We start from the raw sequence: 16,510 nt of genomic DNA, 5'->3' as shown, positions 1-16,510 counted from the left end.
CCTGCTCAGGGGCCGCGGCTGAGCTGTGTGATGGGGTGGTCCCCGCCCCGTATCGTTGGAAGCGTTCCCCGTCCCCTCCGGTCCAGAAAGGCCGCAGTCCCCATGGTGCAGATCAAGAGCCCCGAGCAGATCGCCAAGATGCGTGAGGCGGGGCTGGTCGTCGCCGCCATCCACGCGGCCACACGCGAGGCGGCCGTGCCCGGCGCCACGACCAAGGACCTGGACCAGGTCGCCCGCAAGGTGCTCTCGGAGCACAACGCCAAGCCGAACTTCCTCGGCTACGGAGGCTTCCCGGCGACCATCTGCACGTCGGTGAACGAGGTCGTCGTCCACGGCATCCCGTCCGACGACGTGGTCCTCAAGGACGGCGACGTCATCTCCATCGACTGCGGCGCGATCATCGACGGCTGGCACGGCGACGCCGCGTACACGGCCTTCGTCGGCTCCGGTCACTCCCCGGAGCTGGTCGAGCTCTCCCGGGTGACCGAGGAGTCGATGTGGGCGGGCATCGCGGCCATGAAGCTGGGCAACCGGCTCGTCGACATCTCCCGGGCGGTCGAGACGTACATCCGCCGTCAGCCGAAGCCCGGCGGCGGCAAGTACGGGATCATCGAGGACTACGGCGGCCACGGCATCGGCACCGAGATGCACATGGACCCGCACCTGCTGAACTACGTCGACCGCAAGCGCGGCAAGGGCCCCAAGCTGGTCCCCGGCTTCTGCCTGGCCATCGAGCCGATGGTGTCCCTCGGCACCCCGCGCACCAAGGTCCTCGAGGACGACTGGACGGTCATCACCACCGACGGCACCTGGTCCTCGCACTGGGAGCACTCCGTGGCCCTCACCGAGCAGGGGCCGCTGGTCCTGACCGCTCCTGACGGTGGCAAGGCGAAGCTGGCGGAGCTGGGTGTCACGGCGGCGCCGGACCCGCTGGGCTGAGCGTCGCGCCGGTTGCGGTGGTCGGGTCGGAGGCCGGAGCAGCCGCTCGAAGCCTGCGAGGCGCCCTCCGCGCCGAGCCCGCGAGAGGGCGGCGGGGGCGGCGGGGACGAGCGGCGGTCGGCGGCAGGGCCGGGCCGGCGGAGCCGGGTGTCACGGCGGCGCCGGACCCGCTGGGCCGACGGCTCGCATAACGATCGCCCGACTGGGGCAGACTTCCTCGTTTCGCCTTTCCGGGTGTGCTGACGTAGACTGACTCGTCGGATCTCGTGCACCCGCATGCCTGCATGCACTCGTGCGAAGCGCGAGAGTCGATCAAGGTAGTCGATTCGAAGGGCGAAGCGTGGCCAAGAAGCAAGGTGCCATCGAGATCGAGGGCACTGTCGTCGAGTCTCTCCCCAACGCGATGTTCAGGGTCGAGCTCCAGAACGGCCACCAGGTCCTGGCACACATCAGCGGCAAGATGCGTATGCACTACATCCGCATTCTCCCTGACGACCGGGTCGTGGTGGAGCTGTCTCCGTACGACCTGACGCGTGGCCGGATCGTCTACCGGTACAAGTGAGCTTGGGCGGGTCCCGTACCCGCCCCGGCGGCCGGGAGGGTCGTCGTCGGACAGGCTCGTCCTGTCAAACTCCCCGGAGCGATCCAGGGGAGCTTCTCCAACGGTACAAGTAGATCTTTCCCCTGCCCCGGCACCGTATGGCGCGGGGGCACTGAGCCCGGAGAACTTCACTCAATGAAGGTCAAGCCGAGCGTCAAGAAGATCTGCGACAAGTGCAGGGTGATCCGCCGTCACGGCCGGGTCATGGTCATCTGCGACAACCCGCGCCACAAGCAGCGCCAGGGCTGACGCACGACCGTTCCCTCCGCGATTCGCAGGACTTCGCGCGACGCGAGCTGAATATGTTCATACGCAGGACCCGGACGCCCAGGCGTCCGACACCCCCGGTTCGGAGGCCGGGGACCCGATCCGTACCTGACACGGCGGCCCGGGAACCGGTTCTGTGGAAGACCTCCGAAGATCACCAGGAGCCATTGAATGGCACGCGTTTCCGGTGTTGACATCCCGCGCGAAAAGCGCGTCGAGATCGCCCTCACCTACGTGTTCGGCATCGGCCGGACGCTCTCGCAGCAGACGCTGGCTGCCACCGGAGTGGACCCGAACACCCGTGTTCGCGACCTCTCCGAGGAGCAGCTCGTCGCGATCCGCGAGTACGTCGACAACAACATCAAGACCGAGGGTGACCTCCGTCGCGAGATCCAGGCCGACATCCGCCGCAAGGTCGAGATCGGCACCTACCAGGGTCTCCGCCACCGTCGCGGTCTGCCCGTCCGCGGTCAGCGCACCAGCACCAACGCGCGTACCCGCAAGGGCCCGCGTCGCGCCATCGCCGGCAAGAAGAAGCCGGGCAAGAAGTAGTCCGCAGCGGACTCGCCGTCCAGCGGTCTTCGCTGTAGGACCGACCACCTCCCGTAGGAGTACGACATGCCCCCCAAGGGACGTCAGGGCGCTGCCAAGAAGGTGCGCCGCAAGGAAAAGAAGAACGTCGCTCACGGCCACGCGCACATCAAGAGCACGTTCAACAACACGATCGTGTCCATCACGGACCCGACCGGCAACGTGATCTCCTGGGCCTCCGCCGGCCACGTCGGCTTCAAGGGCTCCCGGAAGTCCACGCCGTTCGCCGCGCAGATGGCCGCCGAGTCGGCTGCCCGCCGCGCTCAGGAGCACGGCATGCGCAAGGTCGATGTCTTCGTCAAGGGCCCGGGTTCCGGTCGTGAGACCGCCATCCGTTCCCTGCAGGCGACCGGCCTCGAGGTCGGCTCGATCCAGGACGTCACCCCGACGCCGCACAACGGCTGCCGCCCGCCGAAGCGCCGTCGCGTCTGACGTACCGGTCGCGTCGGCCTGGCATCCGGCTGGGGGTGTGGGGGTCGTCCCCCACATGTCACAGCACGGCTGCCGCCCGCCGAAGCGCCGTCGCGTCTGATCGGGCGCGCCCTCCGGGACGCTCCTGATCTCGCTTCACCTGGGTTTTCACGGGCGGTACGGCTCTTTCGGCCGTATCGCCCGTACCCTTGCAGTAATGGTCGGGCGTCAAATAGCGGGCGCCCCTGACTGAAGGAACACCACATGCTGATCGCTCAGCGTCCCTCGTTGACCGAAGAGGTCGTCGACGAGTTCCGCTCCCGGTTCGTCATCGAGCCGCTGGAGCCGGGCTTCGGCTACACCCTCGGCAACTCCCTGCGCCGTACGCTCCTCTCCTCGATCCCGGGTGCGGCGGTCACGTCCATCCGCATCGACGGTGTCCTGCACGAGTTCACCACCGTGCCGGGCGTCAAGGAGGACGTCACCGACCTGATCCTCAACATCAAGCAGCTGGTCGTCTCCTCGGAGCACGACGAGCCGGTCGTGATGTACCTGCGCAAGCAGGGCCCGGGTCTGGTCACCGCCGCCGACATCGCGCCCCCGGCCGGTGTCGAGGTGCACAACCCCGACCTCGTCCTCGCCACGCTCAACGGCAAGGGCAAGCTGGAGATGGAGCTGACCGTCGAGCGCGGTCGCGGCTACGTCTCCGCCGTGCAGAACAAGCAGGTCGGCCAGGAGATCGGCCGTATCCCGGTCGACTCGATCTACTCGCCGGTTCTCAAGGTCACGTACAAGGTCGAGGCCACGCGTGTCGAGCAGCGCACCGACTTCGACAAGCTGATCGTCGACGTCGAGACGAAGCAGGCCATGCGGCCGCGTGACGCCATGGCGTCGGCCGGCAAGACCCTGGTCGAGCTGTTCGGTCTCGCCCGCGAGCTGAACATCGACGCCGAGGGCATCGACATGGGTCCGTCCCCGACGGACGCCGCGCTCGCCGCCGACCTGGCGCTGCCGATCGAGGAGCTGGAGCTCACCGTTCGGTCGTACAACTGCCTCAAGCGCGAGGGTATCCACTCGGTGGGTGAGCTCGTCGCCCGCTCCGAGGCCGACCTGCTCGACATCCGCAACTTCGGTGCGAAGTCGATCGACGAGGTCAAGGCGAAGCTGGCCGGTATGGGCCTCGCGCTCAAGGACAGCCCGCCCGGATTCGACCCGACCGCCGCGGCGGACGCCTTCGGCGCCGACGACGACGCGGACGCGGGCTTCGTCGAGACCGAGCAGTACTGAGCTCGGACCCGACCGGTTCGCATTCGGCTGCGGGCCCGCTGTGGCTGGTCGCGCAGTTCCCCGCGCCCCTCTGGGGGCGCGGGACCTTCCGGCGCTCGCAGGAGTGACCGGATCTCTGACAGACAACCGTCTGCTCAGATACTGACTTCGGTACCTGATACGGCCGGAGCAGACACCTAGGAGAAACAATGCCGAAGCCCACCAAGGGTGCCCGTCTGGGCGGCAGCGCCTCGCACGAGAAGCTGCTCCTCGCGAACCTCGCGAAGTCGCTCTTCGAGCACGGCCGCATCACCACCACCGAGGCGAAGGCGCGCAAGCTGCGTCCGTACGCCGAGCGTCTGGTCACCAAGGCGAAGAAGGGCGACCTTCACAACCGCCGCCAGGTGCTCCAGGTGATCACGGACAAGAGCATCGTCCACACGCTCTTCACCGAGATCGGCCCGCGCTACGAGAACCGTCCCGGTGGCTACACCCGGATCACCAAGATCGGTAACCGCCGTGGCGACAACGCGCCCATGGCCGTCATCGAGCTGGTCGAGGCGCTGACCGTGGCGCAGGAGGCGACCGGCGAGGCCGAGGCCGCCACCAAGCGTGCCGCCAAGGACGCCGAGGGCTCCGCCGAGGTTTCCGAGGCCAAGGTCGACACGGCCAAGGCCGACGAGGCTCCCGCCGAGGAGTCCAAGGACGCCTGAGCGTCTGCCGGGGGCTGTGCGGCGGCTGCGGCTTCGTCGTGGCTCGTCGCACAGATCCCCCCGCCCCTCGAGGGCGTTGCGGGTCCGTTCCTTTCGAGGGGCGGGCCCGCTTTTTCGTCGGTGAGAGGATCTCTGGGTGAGTGACGAAGTAGAGCCCGGGTACGTACGGGTGCGGCTGGACCTTTCCTACGACGGGACCGAGTTCTCCGGCTGGGCCAAGCAGGCCGGCGGGCGGCGGACCGTGCAGGGCGAGATCGAGGACGCGCTGCGGACGGTCACCCGGTCCCGGGACACGTACGAGCTGACCGTGGCCGGGCGGACCGACGCCGGAGTGCACGCCCGCGGCCAGGTCGCCCATGTCGACCTGCCGCGCGAGGTCTGGGCCGAGCACCACGCCAAGCTGCTCAAGCGGCTCGCCGGCCGGCTGTCCAGGGACGTGCGGGTGTGGGCCCTGCGCGAGGCGCCCAGCGGCTTCAACGCACGGTTCTCCGCCGTCTGGCGGCGCTACGCCTACCGGGTCACCGACAACCCCGGCGGCGTCGACCCGCTGCTGCGCGGCCACGTCCTGTGGCACGACTGGCCGCTCGACGTGGACGCCATGAACGAGGCCGCCCGCGGACTGCTGGGGGAGCACGACTTCGCCGCCTACTGCAAGAAGCGTGAGGGCGCCACCACCATCCGGACCCTCCAGGAGCTGAGCCTGGTGCGCGGCGAGGACGACGGGATCATCACCGCCACCGTGCGGGCCGACGCCTTCTGCCACAACATGGTGCGTTCCCTCATCGGGGCCCTGCTGTTCGTCGGCGACGGCCACCGCCCGCCCGACTGGCCCGCCAAGGTGCTCGCCGCCGGCGTACGGGACTCGGCGGTGCACGTCGTACGGCCGCACGGGCTGACGCTGGAGGAGGTCGGCTACCCGGCCGACGAGCTGCTGGCGGCGCGCAACCTCGAGGCGCGGAACAAGCGGACGCTGCCGGGGAGCGGTTGCTGCTGACCACACGGTGCGGACGTGCCCCCGCCGGACCGCCGTTCGGCGACGCCCCGTTCCCGTCGTCCGCCGGAATGTCCGCCGGTGGGACGCCGGGGGACGGGCGGGGCGGTCAGCCCGCCTGGGCCGCCGCCGACGCCTGGGCCTCGCCGCGCCGGCGGATCTGCAGGAAGGCGAACTCGGCCAGGTCGTCGCCGGCCCGGAACACCTGCGTGGACTTCTCCGTCACGTTCTTGCCGTCGGTGAACCCGGAGACGGTGAAGTAGGCGTAGCGGCCGTAGGAGTTGGTGGTGGAGCGGCAGACGGCGCCGGAGCAGAACGACTTGACGCCGCCGCCGGACAGCGAGCGCACGATGCTCTTCGTGTCGGCCTGCTTCTTGGCCTTCGCGGCCTGCGCCTCGGTGTCGAAGACGGCCACGCCGACCGTCACGGCGGTGTCGCCCTTGGTGTAGGTGACGCGCAGCAGCCGGGTGCAGCCGTTGGCGTCGAGGACCTTGGGCAGCGTGCCCTGGGCGGCGGAGCCGCAGGTGCGGGTGTCGGCCGTCGGGCCCTTCTTGTAGACCGTCTCGCCCATGGTCAGCTGGGTGCCGGGGAAGAGCAGGTCCGGGCTGAGCGGGGCCTTGTCCTTCTGGACGCTGGAGACGAAGTCCTTCGGGTCCAGCGGCGGCGGGGCGCTGGTCGGGGCGAACGACGGGGTCGTGGCCGACGCGCTGGGTATGTCCGACGTCGCGGGCAGCCGGGAGGCGGGGCCGTCGGACGCCTGGCCGGAGCCGCTCGCGGAGACCACGGCCACGGCGACGGCGCCGGCTATCGCCACGGTGGCCAAGGCGCCCCCGCCGATGATGAACAGGCGGCGCCGCTTGGCCCGGGCCTCGGAGGCCTCGGCGAGGGCCGCCCAGTCCGGGGCGGCACCCGCGTCACCGGCGTTCCAGGGCTGCTGCTGCGATTGACCGTAGGGCTGCTGCTGCGATTGCGGTTTCCAGGGATCCCACTGCGACTGAGGTCCCCCCTGCCCAAAGCTCATGGGCCGCATCTTAGACGGGCCGAGTGGCGCGCTGGTGCGCCTCGTGGAGCCCCGCAGCACCTAGCGTTCCGCTCATGCGGACGGGCAAAGACGACATCTCCGGGTGGTTGGTGCGACCCGCGGGCGGGCCCGCGTGGGCGGTGCTCGCGGTGGTGCTGGCGGTGTCCGCCGGGCACGCGGGGCGGGTGACCTCGGACGGCGGGATGGACAACGCGATCGTCGTGCGGGCCGCCCGCACCTGGCTGGCCGGCGGCTCCCCGTACGACGATCCGCACTTCCTCTATCTCCCGAGCGCGGTCCTGGCCGCCGCTCCGCAGGCGCTGCTGCCCGGCGCCGTGCTGCGGGTGCTGGTGCCGTGCGCGGTGACGGCCCTGCTGGCGCTGGCCTGGGCCTGCGCGCTGCGCCTGCACCGCGTACCGCCGCGCAGCCGGCTGGCGGTCCTCGGGCTGACCGGGCTCGCGGTGGGCTTCGCCCCGTTCGGGCACCTGGTGCGCCTCGGCAACTGGACGGTCACGGCGGCGGTGGCCCTGCCGCTGTCGCTGCTGCTGGCGAGCCGGGGGCGGTGGACGTCGGCGGGCCTGGTGATCGGCGCGGCCGTGGCGCTCAAGCCGCTGCTCGCGCCCGTCGTCCTGCTCTTCCTGTTCGCCGGGCGGTGGCGGGCGCTGGCGGCGGCCGTCCTGGTGCCCGCGCTGGCCTCGGGCGCGGCGGCACTGCTGATGCCCGACCCGGCCGGCTTCTTCACCCGCACCCTGCCGTTCCTGCTGCACGGCGACGACGGTTTCGTACGGCTCTACGAGGCCTCCCCGGCGGCCGTGCTGCCCCGGCTCGGGGTGCCGGGCGCGCTCGCCCAGGGGCTCGCGTTGGCGGCGGCCGGGGCCGGGGTGTTCTGCGCCCACCTGCGCTGGCGGCGGGCCGGCCCCGGCCCGCTGCGGTTCGCGGAGACCGGCGCGGGCCTGATGCTCTCGGCGTTCCTGGTCTCCAGGCCGTCCTACGACCACTACCTCCTGGTCGTCCTGCCGCTGCTGCTGGCCGGGCTGCCGTACGCCGGGTCGGTGGCCCGCGGCGCCTGGTTCTGGATCGCCCTGGTGCCCCAGGTCCCGGGGCTGACCTGGCCCTGGCTGGAGTCGGAGCGGCGGCGGGCCTTCAAGGACGCGTTCACCCTGTGCGTGCTGGCCCTGGCCGTCGCCCGGCGGGCCGGGGCCGCGCGGACGGCCGCCGGCGATCACGCGGCTGCCGGGCCCGCGCCGGAGCCCGCGCGGGCCGCCGCGGCCCCGTTTTGACCCGGCTAGGGGGCCCCGGGTATTCTGCACAGTCGTATGTGTATTGGCTTGCTCATTCTCACGTGAGGGGCCCTTACACCGGTCCACCGGGACCGATGACCAGCGATCTGCACGCGGTATGCGTCACCGCGGTGCGGTCAGGGCTGTCGTGATCGTCTTCGGTGACCAATGTCAGGACCACTCACTGAAGAAGCGAAGGCTACGAACCGTGCGTACGTACAGCCCCAAGCCCGGCGATGTGACGCGCCAGTGGCACGTCATCGACGCTCAGGACGTCGTCCTGGGGCGTCTGGCCTCCACCACGGCCTCCATCCTGCGCGGCAAGCACAAGCCGATCTACGCGCCCCACGTCGACACCGGTGACTTCGTCATCATCATCAACGCCGACAAGGTGCACCTCTCCGGCAACAAGCGGACCCAGAAGATGGCGTACCGCCACTCCGGCTACCCGGGCGGTCTGCGCTCCGTCCGCTACGACGAGCTGCTGGACAAGAACCCGGAGAAGGCCATCGAGAAGGCCGTCAAGGGCATGCTCCCGAAGAACTCCCTGGGCCGTCAGATGCTCTCGAAGCTGAAGGTCTACAAGGGTGACCAGCACCCGCACGGCGCGCAGCAGCCGCAGCCGTTCGAGATCACCCAGGTCGCGCAGTAGTTCCGGCCACCCCCTAAGACTGAAGAGAATCTGAGGAGCATCGTGGCCGAGACCACTGCCGAGCAGCCGCTCGAAGAGCTTGACATCGACAGCTACACCACCGAGTCCGAGGTGCCCGTCGAGGGCGAGTACACCTCGGAGTCCATGGCCTCCGCGTTCGGCGAGCCCCAGCCGGCCGCCGGCCTGGGCCGCCGCAAGAACGCCATCGCCCGTGTCCGGATCGTCCCGGGTACCGGCAAGTGGAAGATCAACGGCCGCACCCTCGAGGACTACTTCCCGAACAAGGTGCACCAGCAGGAAGTCAACGAGCCCTTCAAGGTGCTCGAGCTCGAGGGCCGTTACGACGTCATCGCCCGCATCGCCGGTGGCGGCGTCTCCGGCCAGGCCGGTGCGCTCCGTCTCGGTGTCGCCCGCGCCCTGAACGAGGCCGACGTCGACAACAACCGCGGCGCCCTCAAGAAGGCCGGCTTCCTCCGCCGCGACGACCGTGCGGTCGAGCGCAAGAAGGCCGGTCTGAAGAAGGCCCGCAAGGCTCCGCAGTACAGCAAGCGCTAAGCTTCGCTGCCTGCACGTACGTATGGCGGGCTGGTCAGCTCGCTCGAACGTACTCCGAACGCCCCGGCGGCACGCCACAGTGCTGCCGGGGCGTTCGTTTATCCGCTTCGTTGGGCGTATAACGGCACAAGACGTTAAAACGTCGAGACGCTGACATGGTCAGATGTTCAAACGTTCAAAGGCTTGTGTGATCGTATGGTCGGGCAGTGCGTGCCCTGGACCACGGGAGCCGACTGCGTGGGCCGCATTCATCGGCAGCCGCTTCCGGAATTGACGTTTCCTCAGGAGGACAAGTGGGACGACTCTTCGGCACGGACGGCGTGCGCGGTGTCGCCAACGCGGATCTGACGGCGGAGCTGGCGCTCGGCCTCTCCGTCGCCGCGGCGCACGTACTGGCCGAGGCGGGCACCTTCGCCGGGCACCGGGCGACCGCGGTCGTCGGACGGGACCCGCGCGCCTCCGGGGAGTTCCTGGAGGCCGCCGTGGTCGCGGGCCTGGCCAGTGCCGGCGTGGACGTGCTGCGGGTCGGCGTGCTGCCGACGCCCGCGGTGGCCCACCTCACCGGGGCGCTCGGCGCCGACCTCGGTGTGATGCTCTCCGCGAGCCACAACGCCATGCCCGACAACGGCATCAAGTTCTTCGCCCGCGGCGGCCACAAGCTCGCCGACGAGCTGGAGGACCGCATCGAGTCCGTCTACGCGGAGCATCGCACCGGCGCCCCCTGGGACCGTCCGACCGGAGCCGGCGTGGGCCGGGTGCGGGAGTACGACGAGGGGCTCGACCAGTACGTCGCCCACCTCGTCGGCGTACTCCCGAACCGCCTGGACGGGCTGAAGATCGTCCTCGACGAGGCGCACGGCGCGGCCTCCCGGGTCTCGCCGGAGGCGTTCGCGCGGGCCGGTGCCGAGCTGGTCACCATCGGCGCGGTGCCCGACGGCCTCAACATCAACGACGGCTGCGGCTCCACCCACCTCGACCTGCTCAAGGCCGCCGTCGTCGAGCACGGCGCCGACCTGGGCATCGCCCACGACGGCGACGCCGACCGCTGCCTGGCCGTGGACCACACCGGCGCGGAGGTGGACGGCGACCAGATCCTCGCCGTGCTCGCGCTGGCGATGCGGGAACGCGACGCGCTGCGCTCCGACACCGTCGTCGCGACCGTCATGTCCAACCTGGGCTTCAAGCTGGCCATGGAGCGCGAGGGCATCCGGTTCGCGCAGACCGGCGTCGGCGACCGGTACGTCCTGGAGGAGATGAAGGCCAACGGCTACGCCCTCGGCGGCGAGCAGTCCGGCCACGTCATCATCCTCGACCACGCCACCACCGGCGACGGCACGCTGACCGGCCTGATGCTGGCGGCGCGGGTCGCGCAGACCGGCCGTACGCTGCGGGACCTCGCGTCCGTCATGGAGCGGCTGCCGCAGGTGCTGATCAACGTGCCGGACGTGGACAAGTCGCGGGTGAACACCTCCGCCGAGCTGGCCACGGCGGTTTCCGAGGCCGAGCGTGAGCTCGGGACCACCGGGCGGGTGCTGCTGCGTCCCTCCGGGACGGAGCCGCTGGTGCGGGTGATGGTGGAAGCGGCGGACATCGAGCAGGCCCGGTCCGTCGCCGGGCGGCTGGCCGATGCGGTGAAGTCGGCGCTGGGGTAGTTCTGCGGGGCCGGGTTCGGGGGTGGGGTTCTGCGTGGTGCGGGCCGCGGGTTCGCGGTGGCTGGCCGCGCCCACGCGGCGGAGCCGCGGATCAGCAGGGCCCCGCGCCCCTCGGGCAGGTGTCCTCATCCGGCGTTGTCCGGTTTGGTCAGTCGGTTCCGCTGAGTCGACCACAAAGCCTTCTGGGCCAGCAGGGTCAGTGTGCCGGCCATGACGATGCCGGCCAGGTTCAGCAGGAGCTGTTCGCTGGAGCCCATCATCTGGCCGGTGTCGCCGAAGCTCAGGGCCACGGCCGCGTTCGCCGCCGCCGGGACCGTGGTGACGGAGATGGCGACACCGACCAGGGCGCCCGACTTCGCCGAGGTCAGGGACAGTGTGCCCGCGATCCCGGCGAGGACCGCCACCACGAAGGAGAACGCGTCCGGCGCGTAGACGAATCCGGTGTTGGGCCGGTCGGCCTCCAGCTTGCCCTCGCTGAACTGGCCGAACGCGGCCATGACCCAGCTGAAGCCCACCGTCACCGCCATCGCCACCGCGAAGCCCACCAGCAGGGCGATCGCCGAACGCAGGGCCAGCCGCGGCGCCCGCTGCACGATCGCGGTGCAGATGCCGGCCAGCGGACCGAACTCCGGCCCGACCGCCATCGCGCCCACGATCAGGATGGCGTTGTCGAGCACCACACCGCAGGCCGCGATCATCGTGGCGAGGGTGATGAAGGCGATGTAGGTGATGGAGAGGGTCGACTCCTCGTGGGTCGCCTCCTCCAACTGCTCCCACAGCACGGCGTCGGCGGGCTCGCCCGGCGCGTCCTTCTCCGCCCGGTCGGCGTGTTCGGAGAGCGACAGGTCGATGTTCTCGGCGGTGATGGCGCCGCGGTCGTCGACGCCCAACGTCCGCAGCAGGCTGATGAGTTCGTCGCCGGACTCGCGGGCGACGTCGCACATGACGACGTCGCCGGCGGGTTCGCGAGCGGCGCCCGGCAGGACGACCAGGTGGGTGGTGCCGACCGTCCGGTCGATGAGGCGGACCACCTCGTCGGTGCGGTCGGCCGGGGTGATCAGGCGCAGATGCAGCATCCGGCATTTGTACCGGCCGGGTGAGGCTCCGTCACAGCTTGCGCAGGCGCAGGCGCTGCACCTTGTGGTCGGGGCCCTTGCGCAGGATCAGGGTGGCCCGGCTCCGGGTCGGGGCCACGTTCTCCACCAGGTTGGGCTTGTTGATGGTGCGCCAGGTGGTGCGGGCGTAGTCGAGGGCCTCCTCCTCGGACACCTGGGTGTACTTGCGGAAGTACGAGGACGGGTTCTGGAAGGCGGTCTCGCGCAGCTTGCGGAAGCGGCTGAGGTACCAGCGCTCGATGTCCTCGGTGCGGGCGTCGACGTACACGCTGAAGTCGAAGTAGTCGGCGAGACCGACCCTGGTGCGGCCGTCCTTGCCGGGCAGCGCGGGCTGGAGCACGTTGAGGCCCTCGACGATCAGGATGTCGGGGCGGCGGACGACGAGCCTCTGGTCCGGGACGATGTCGTAGATGAGGTGGGAGTAGACCGGCGCGGTCACCTCGCCCTTGCCCGCCTTGATGTCGGCGACGAAGCGGGTGAGGGCCCGGCGGTCGTACGACTCGGGGAAGCCCTTCCGGGACATCATGCCGCGGGCCTCCAGCTCCTTCGTGGGCAGCAGGAAACCGTCGGTCGTGACCAGTTCCACGCGCGGGTGCTCGGGCCAGCGGGACAGCAGCGCCTGGAGCAGGCGGGCGACGGTGGACTTGCCGACGGCGACCGAGCCGGCGACCCCGATGACGAAGGGGGTGCCGGACTGCGAGCCCTGTTCACCGAGGAAGGTGTTCAGCGCGCCGCGCAGGCCGTCGGTGGCGCCGACGTAGAGGTTGAGGAGCCGGGACAGCGGGAGGTAGATGTCCCGCACCTCGTCGAGGTCGATGACGTCGCCCAGGCCGCGCAGCTTCTCGACCTCCTCGGCGGTCAGCGGCAGCGGCGTCTTGTCGCGCAGCGCGCTCCACTCGGGACGGGTGAGGTCGACATAGGGAGTCGCCTCCGGCCGCTGCCGGTGGGCGCTCCTGGGTATCGAGGAGACCGATGAGATCACACCCCATTGTTAACGGAGTTCGAACGGGGTGGCGGGTGGGCTCTGTCACGTCGGCCGGTGGGCCGGGGCCGACGACCCGTCGAAGTTACGGACGAGTACGGGTGGCCGGTTATCGATCATGTGTGTGATTGTCGTATGTATGGTGCACGAGGCCGGACGAGGCCCGTCCGCCGGGCTCGACGCGCCTCGACGTGCCTCGGAGTGCCTCGACACGCCTCGGAGTGCCTCGGCGTATCCGGCGTATCTCGACGCACCTTGACGTGCCGGGCGTCCATCGATGTACCAGTCGTACGTCGACGTTCCCGGCGTACCTCGACATCCCTTCACATCATCCCGACGAAAGAGTGCCGACGTGAGTTCGACCGCTGTCCGCCGCACCGCACTCGCGGCCTCCGCCGCTGCCCTGGTCCTGCTCGTCACCGCCTGCGGCGGGTCGTCCGACGACGGAGGCGCATCCGGTGACGACAAGGCCGAGGCCGACCAGTCCGCCCCGGCGGCTGGCGACAAGGCCAAGGCGGACGAGTCCGCCCCCGCGGGCGACGCGCTGACCGCCGCCGAGCTGGAGAAGATCGCCCTCGCCCAGGCCGACGTCAAGAACGGCAAGGTCACCACCAAGATCCCGGCGGACGAGGACATCGCCGAGGACCAGATCTCGACGGACGACAAGGCCTGTCTGCCGCTCGTCCTCGCCCAGACAGCGGTGGCTCCGGGTGAGCCGGGGGCCAGCGTGAAGCGCTCCTGGCAGGGGCAGACGGAGACGCCCTCCAAGGGCTCGGGTCCGGACGGCCAGGACATGACCAACATCAGCGTGGACATGATCAGGCTGAACGTCGCCTCCTACGCGGGCGGCGGCGCCGAGCAGGCGCTGGCGGAGCTGAAGACGGCCGCCGAGCAGTGCGCCGGCGGCTTCGTCGCGAGCGTGGGCAGCGACAAGATGCAGGTCGCCGAGGTCACCACGACCGCCGCTCCCGAGGGCGGGGACGAGGGCCTCGCCGTCACCATCGGCCTCGACATCGGCAAGGACGCCAACGCGCCCATGAAGCTCGTCGTGGTCCGCAAGGGCGCCACGCTCGCCTCCTTCGCCGCCACCAATCTCTCCTCGATGGTGAGCGGTGCGGACTTCGAGGTCCCCGCGGACGTCGTCGACGCACAGGTGGCCAAGCTCGGCTGAACGGCGGGCCGTCGACGGCTTGATTGACGGCGGGCCGCCGGCGGCCCGGCCGGCAGGGCGGGGGTCGCCGGCGGCCCGGCCGGCGCCGGTCCGCTGACGGTGGCCCCGCCGGAGGCGTTCGTACCCCGGTGGGAATTTCCGATTTCGGGCACGGGAAGCCCGATTCACGACCGCTTCTGATCGTAGGCTGCCGATCATGTGCGGAATCGTGGGATACGTGGGGTCGCAGCAGGCGCTCGATGTCGTGATGGCCGGGCTGAAACGGCTCGAATACCGGGGATACGACTCGGCGGGCGTCGCCGTGCTCGCGGACGGCGGCCTCGCCACCGCCAAGCGCGCCGGAAAGCTCGTCAACCTGGACAAGGAACTGGCCGAACGGCCACTGCCGGCCGCCGTCACCGGCATCGGCCACACCCGCTGGGCCACGCACGGCGGACCGACCGACGCCAACGCCCACCCGCACCTCGACAACGCGGGCCGGGTGGCCGTCGTCCACAACGGCATCATCGAGAACTTCGCCTCGCTGCGGGCCGAGCTGGCGGAGCGCGGCCACGACCTGGTCTCCGAGACCGACACCGAGGTCGTCGCCCACCTGCTCGCCGAGGAGTTCTCCGCCTGCGCCGACCTCGCCGAGGCGATGCGCCTGGTGTGCCGGCGTCTGGAGGGCGCGTTCACACTGGTCGCGGTGCACGCGGACGCGCCGGACGTGGTCGTGGGCGCACGCCGCAACTCGCCGCTCGTGGTGGGCGTGGGGGAGGGCGAGTCCTTCCTCGCCTCGGACGTGGCGGCCTTCATCGCGCACACCCGGGACGCGATCGAGCTGGGCCAGGACCAGGTCGTCGAGCTGCGCCGCGACGGCGTGACGGTCACCGGCTTCGACGGCAGCCCGGCCGACGTGCGCTCGTACCACGTCGACTGGGACGCCTCGGCCGCCGAGAAGGGCGGCTACGACTCCTTCATGCTCAAGGAGATCGCCGAGCAGCCGAAGGCGATCGCCGACACCCTCCTGGGCCGCATCGACGACTCCGGCACGCTGAGCCTGGACGAGGTGCGCATCCCCGCGGAGATGCTCCGGGAGGCCGACAAGGTCGTCATCATCGCGTGCGGTACGGCCTTCCACGCCGGGCTGATCGCCAAGTACGCCATCGAGCACTGGACGCGCATCCCCTGCGAGGTGGAGCTGGCCAGCGAGTTCCGCTACCGCGACCCCATCCTCGACCAGCAGACCCTGGTCGTCGCGATCTCCCAGTCCGGCGAGACCATGGACACCCTCATGGCCCTGCGCCACGCCCGCGAACAGGGCGCGAAGGTGCTGGCCATCTGCAACACCAACGGCTCCACCATCCCGCGCGAGTCCGACGCGGTGCTCTACACGCACGCCGGCCCAGAGGTCGCCGTCGCCTCCACCAAGGCATTCCTCACCCAGCTGGTGGCCTGCTACCTGGTCGCCCTGTACCTGGGACAGGCGCGCGGCACGAAGTACGGGGACGAGATCCGCGACGTCGTCCGCGACCTCTCACGAATCTCCGACGCGGTCGAACAGGTCCTCGGGACGATGCAGCCCGTACGGGAACTGGCGCGCTCCCTCGCCCACAAGAACACGGTGCTCTTCCTCGGCCGGCACGTCGGCCACCCGGTCGCCCTCGAAGGCGCCCTCAAGCTCAAGGAGCTGGCGTACATGCACGCCGAGGGCTTCGCGGCGGGCGAGCTGAAGCACGGGCCGATCGCGCTGATCGAGGAGGACCTGCCGGTCGTCGTGGTCGTCCCGTCCCCGCGCGGGCGCTCGGTCCTCCACGACAAGATCGTGTCCAACATCCAGGAGATCCGCGCGCGCGGCGCCCGCACCATCGTCATCGCCGAGGAGGGCGACGAGGCCGTCGTCCCCTACGCCGACCACCTCGTCCGCATCCCCGCGACCCCGACGCTGCTCCAGCCGCTGGTGGCGACGGTGCCGCTCCAGGTCTTCGCCTGCGAGCTGGCGACGGCCCGGGGCAACGAGGTGGATCAGCCCCGGAACCTGGCGAAGTCGGTCACGGTGGAGTGAGCGGGCTTCAGGGCGCCGAGGAAGGTGGCGAAGGTCCCGGCCGGGAAGGTGAGAACCGCCCCGGCCGGGGTCTTCGAATCGCGGACGGCGAAGTGGGCGGGGGAGCGGGCTGTCTCCACGCATGAGTTGCCGTCACCGGCGCCGGAGTAAGAGGACTTGCGCCAGTTGTCGGGGGGTCTCCGTAGGACTGGTGCGGGCCCTGCGCCGACGTGTGGGGCCGGCAGCCGCTGGCCAGGGAGGGCAACCGCGGCTAGTACGT

The 16,510-nt window shown here is 70.5% G+C and carries 18 protein-coding genes; 14 read left to right on the top strand and 4 right to left on the bottom strand.

Annotated elements, in window-relative coordinates; all coding sequences use genetic code 11:
* The first annotated feature begins 102 nt into the window (after positions 1-102).
* From map to truA, 8 genes are all read left to right on the top strand, one after another.
* On the top strand, positions 103-939 hold the full coding sequence (gene map, locus ACP4J0_RS04250; RefSeq protein WP_426597233.1) for a type I methionyl aminopeptidase: 837 nt from the start codon (positions 103-105) through the stop codon (positions 937-939).
* 340 nt (positions 940-1,279) lie between these two features.
* The gene (gene infA, locus ACP4J0_RS04245; RefSeq protein WP_004927214.1) at positions 1,280-1,501 is read left to right on the top strand and encodes a translation initiation factor IF-1; all 222 of its coding nucleotides are present in this window, start codon (positions 1,280-1,282) and stop codon (positions 1,499-1,501) included.
* Positions 1,502-1,675: 174 nt separating this feature from the next.
* Positions 1,676-1,789: a 50S ribosomal protein L36 gene (gene rpmJ / locus ACP4J0_RS04240; protein WP_003974245.1), complete on the top strand. Its 114-nt coding sequence runs from the start codon at positions 1,676-1,678 to the stop codon at positions 1,787-1,789.
* A gap of 189 nt (positions 1,790-1,978) precedes the next feature.
* Positions 1,979-2,359: a 30S ribosomal protein S13 gene (rpsM, locus tag ACP4J0_RS04235; RefSeq protein WP_004984507.1), complete on the top strand. Its 381-nt coding sequence runs from the start codon at positions 1,979-1,981 to the stop codon at positions 2,357-2,359.
* A gap of 66 nt (positions 2,360-2,425) precedes the next feature.
* Positions 2,426-2,830 (top strand): 30S ribosomal protein S11, encoded by a 405-nt coding sequence (gene rpsK / locus ACP4J0_RS04230; protein WP_003948617.1) that lies wholly within the window; start codon positions 2,426-2,428, stop codon positions 2,828-2,830.
* A 243-nt stretch (positions 2,831-3,073) separates the two neighbouring features.
* Positions 3,074-4,096, top strand: a complete 1,023-nt coding sequence (locus ACP4J0_RS04225; RefSeq protein ID WP_003966937.1) for a DNA-directed RNA polymerase subunit alpha — start codon at positions 3,074-3,076, stop codon at positions 4,094-4,096.
* 188 nt (positions 4,097-4,284) lie between these two features.
* Positions 4,285-4,788, top strand: a complete 504-nt coding sequence (gene rplQ / locus ACP4J0_RS04220; protein WP_395572035.1) for a 50S ribosomal protein L17 — start codon at positions 4,285-4,287, stop codon at positions 4,786-4,788.
* Positions 4,789-4,924: 136 nt separating this feature from the next.
* Complete coding sequence (truA, locus tag ACP4J0_RS04215) at positions 4,925-5,782, top strand: tRNA pseudouridine(38-40) synthase TruA (protein ID WP_426597232.1); 858 nt, start codon at positions 4,925-4,927, stop codon at positions 5,780-5,782.
* A 106-nt stretch (positions 5,783-5,888) separates the two neighbouring features.
* On the opposite strand, the gene ACP4J0_RS04210 is transcribed toward truA, so the two are convergent.
* Positions 5,889-6,800 carry a hypothetical protein gene (locus tag ACP4J0_RS04210; protein ID WP_426597231.1) on the bottom strand — a complete coding sequence of 304 codons (912 nt, stop codon included), beginning with the start codon at positions 6,798-6,800 and terminating at the stop codon, positions 5,889-5,891.
* Between the two features lie 74 nt (positions 6,801-6,874).
* Between ACP4J0_RS04210 and ACP4J0_RS04205 the strand changes: the two genes are divergently transcribed.
* The 4 genes from ACP4J0_RS04205 (at position 6,875) to glmM (ending at position 10,939) form a co-directional block, all read left to right on the top strand.
* Positions 6,875-8,080 carry a glycosyltransferase 87 family protein gene (locus tag ACP4J0_RS04205; RefSeq protein WP_426597230.1) on the top strand — a complete coding sequence of 402 codons (1,206 nt, stop codon included), beginning with the start codon at positions 6,875-6,877 and terminating at the stop codon, positions 8,078-8,080.
* A gap of 208 nt (positions 8,081-8,288) precedes the next feature.
* Positions 8,289-8,732 carry a 50S ribosomal protein L13 gene (gene rplM / locus ACP4J0_RS04200; protein ID WP_031041507.1) on the top strand — a complete coding sequence of 148 codons (444 nt, stop codon included), beginning with the start codon at positions 8,289-8,291 and terminating at the stop codon, positions 8,730-8,732.
* A gap of 42 nt (positions 8,733-8,774) precedes the next feature.
* Positions 8,775-9,287 (top strand): 30S ribosomal protein S9, encoded by a 513-nt coding sequence (rpsI, locus tag ACP4J0_RS04195; protein WP_398131114.1) that lies wholly within the window; start codon positions 8,775-8,777, stop codon positions 9,285-9,287.
* Between the two features lie 293 nt (positions 9,288-9,580).
* Positions 9,581-10,939 carry a phosphoglucosamine mutase gene (gene glmM, locus ACP4J0_RS04190; protein WP_426597229.1) on the top strand — a complete coding sequence of 453 codons (1,359 nt, stop codon included), beginning with the start codon at positions 9,581-9,583 and terminating at the stop codon, positions 10,937-10,939.
* 125 nt (positions 10,940-11,064) lie between these two features.
* Here the strand turns inward: glmM and ACP4J0_RS04185 are convergent, their stop codons facing one another.
* Together ACP4J0_RS04185 and coaA are read right to left on the bottom strand one after the other, a co-directional pair.
* Positions 11,065-12,015: a DUF389 domain-containing protein gene (locus ACP4J0_RS04185; protein ID WP_426597228.1), complete on the bottom strand. Its 951-nt coding sequence runs from the start codon at positions 12,013-12,015 to the stop codon at positions 11,065-11,067.
* A 31-nt stretch (positions 12,016-12,046) separates the two neighbouring features.
* Positions 12,047-13,036 carry a type I pantothenate kinase gene (coaA, locus tag ACP4J0_RS04180; RefSeq protein ID WP_426597227.1) on the bottom strand — a complete coding sequence of 330 codons (990 nt, stop codon included), beginning with the start codon at positions 13,034-13,036 and terminating at the stop codon, positions 12,047-12,049.
* 352 nt (positions 13,037-13,388) lie between these two features.
* On the opposite strand from coaA, the gene ACP4J0_RS04175 reads away from it, so the two are divergent.
* Positions 13,389-14,207, top strand: a complete 819-nt coding sequence (locus ACP4J0_RS04175; protein ID WP_426597226.1) for a hypothetical protein — start codon at positions 13,389-13,391, stop codon at positions 14,205-14,207.
* Positions 14,208-14,403: 196 nt separating this feature from the next.
* The gene (glmS, locus tag ACP4J0_RS04170; protein ID WP_426597225.1) at positions 14,404-16,251 is read left to right on the top strand and encodes a glutamine--fructose-6-phosphate transaminase (isomerizing); all 1,848 of its coding nucleotides are present in this window, start codon (positions 14,404-14,406) and stop codon (positions 16,249-16,251) included.
* On the opposite strand, the gene ACP4J0_RS04165 is transcribed toward glmS, so the two are convergent.
* Entirely contained in the window at positions 16,212-16,475 is a 264-nt protein-coding gene (locus tag ACP4J0_RS04165; RefSeq protein WP_426597285.1) for a DUF397 domain-containing protein, read from the bottom strand. The genes glmS and ACP4J0_RS04165 overlap by 40 nt on opposite strands.
* Positions 16,476-16,510: the final 35 nt, after the last annotated feature.

It is taken from the genome of Streptomyces sp. WG7, assembly GCF_049975785.1.
GTDB lineage: Bacteria > Actinomycetota > Actinomycetes > Streptomycetales > Streptomycetaceae > Streptomyces.
Note: the sequence above shows the minus strand (reverse complement) of the source record. Positions and strands in the feature narration are given on the sequence as shown.

Coding starts and splice junctions, on each gene's coding strand:
- map (WP_426597233.1), top strand. CDS start 103: ATGGTGCAGATCAAGAGCCCCGAGCAGATCGCCAAGATGCGTGAGGCG.
- rpmJ (WP_003974245.1), top strand. CDS start 1,676: ATGAAGGTCAAGCCGAGCGTCAAGAAGATCTGCGACAAGTGCAGGGTG.
- rpsM (WP_004984507.1), top strand. CDS start 1,979: ATGGCACGCGTTTCCGGTGTTGACATCCCGCGCGAAAAGCGCGTCGAG.
- rpsK (WP_003948617.1), top strand. CDS start 2,426: ATGCCCCCCAAGGGACGTCAGGGCGCTGCCAAGAAGGTGCGCCGCAAG.
- ACP4J0_RS04225 (WP_003966937.1), top strand. CDS start 3,074: ATGCTGATCGCTCAGCGTCCCTCGTTGACCGAAGAGGTCGTCGACGAG.
- rplQ (WP_395572035.1), top strand. CDS start 4,285: ATGCCGAAGCCCACCAAGGGTGCCCGTCTGGGCGGCAGCGCCTCGCAC.
- ACP4J0_RS04210 (WP_426597231.1), bottom strand. CDS start 6,800: ATGAGCTTTGGGCAGGGGGGACCTCAGTCGCAGTGGGATCCCTGGAAA.
- ACP4J0_RS04205 (WP_426597230.1), top strand. CDS start 6,875: ATGCGGACGGGCAAAGACGACATCTCCGGGTGGTTGGTGCGACCCGCG.
- ACP4J0_RS04185 (WP_426597228.1), bottom strand. CDS start 12,015: ATGCTGCATCTGCGCCTGATCACCCCGGCCGACCGCACCGACGAGGTG.
- glmS (WP_426597225.1), top strand. CDS start 14,404: ATGTGCGGAATCGTGGGATACGTGGGGTCGCAGCAGGCGCTCGATGTC.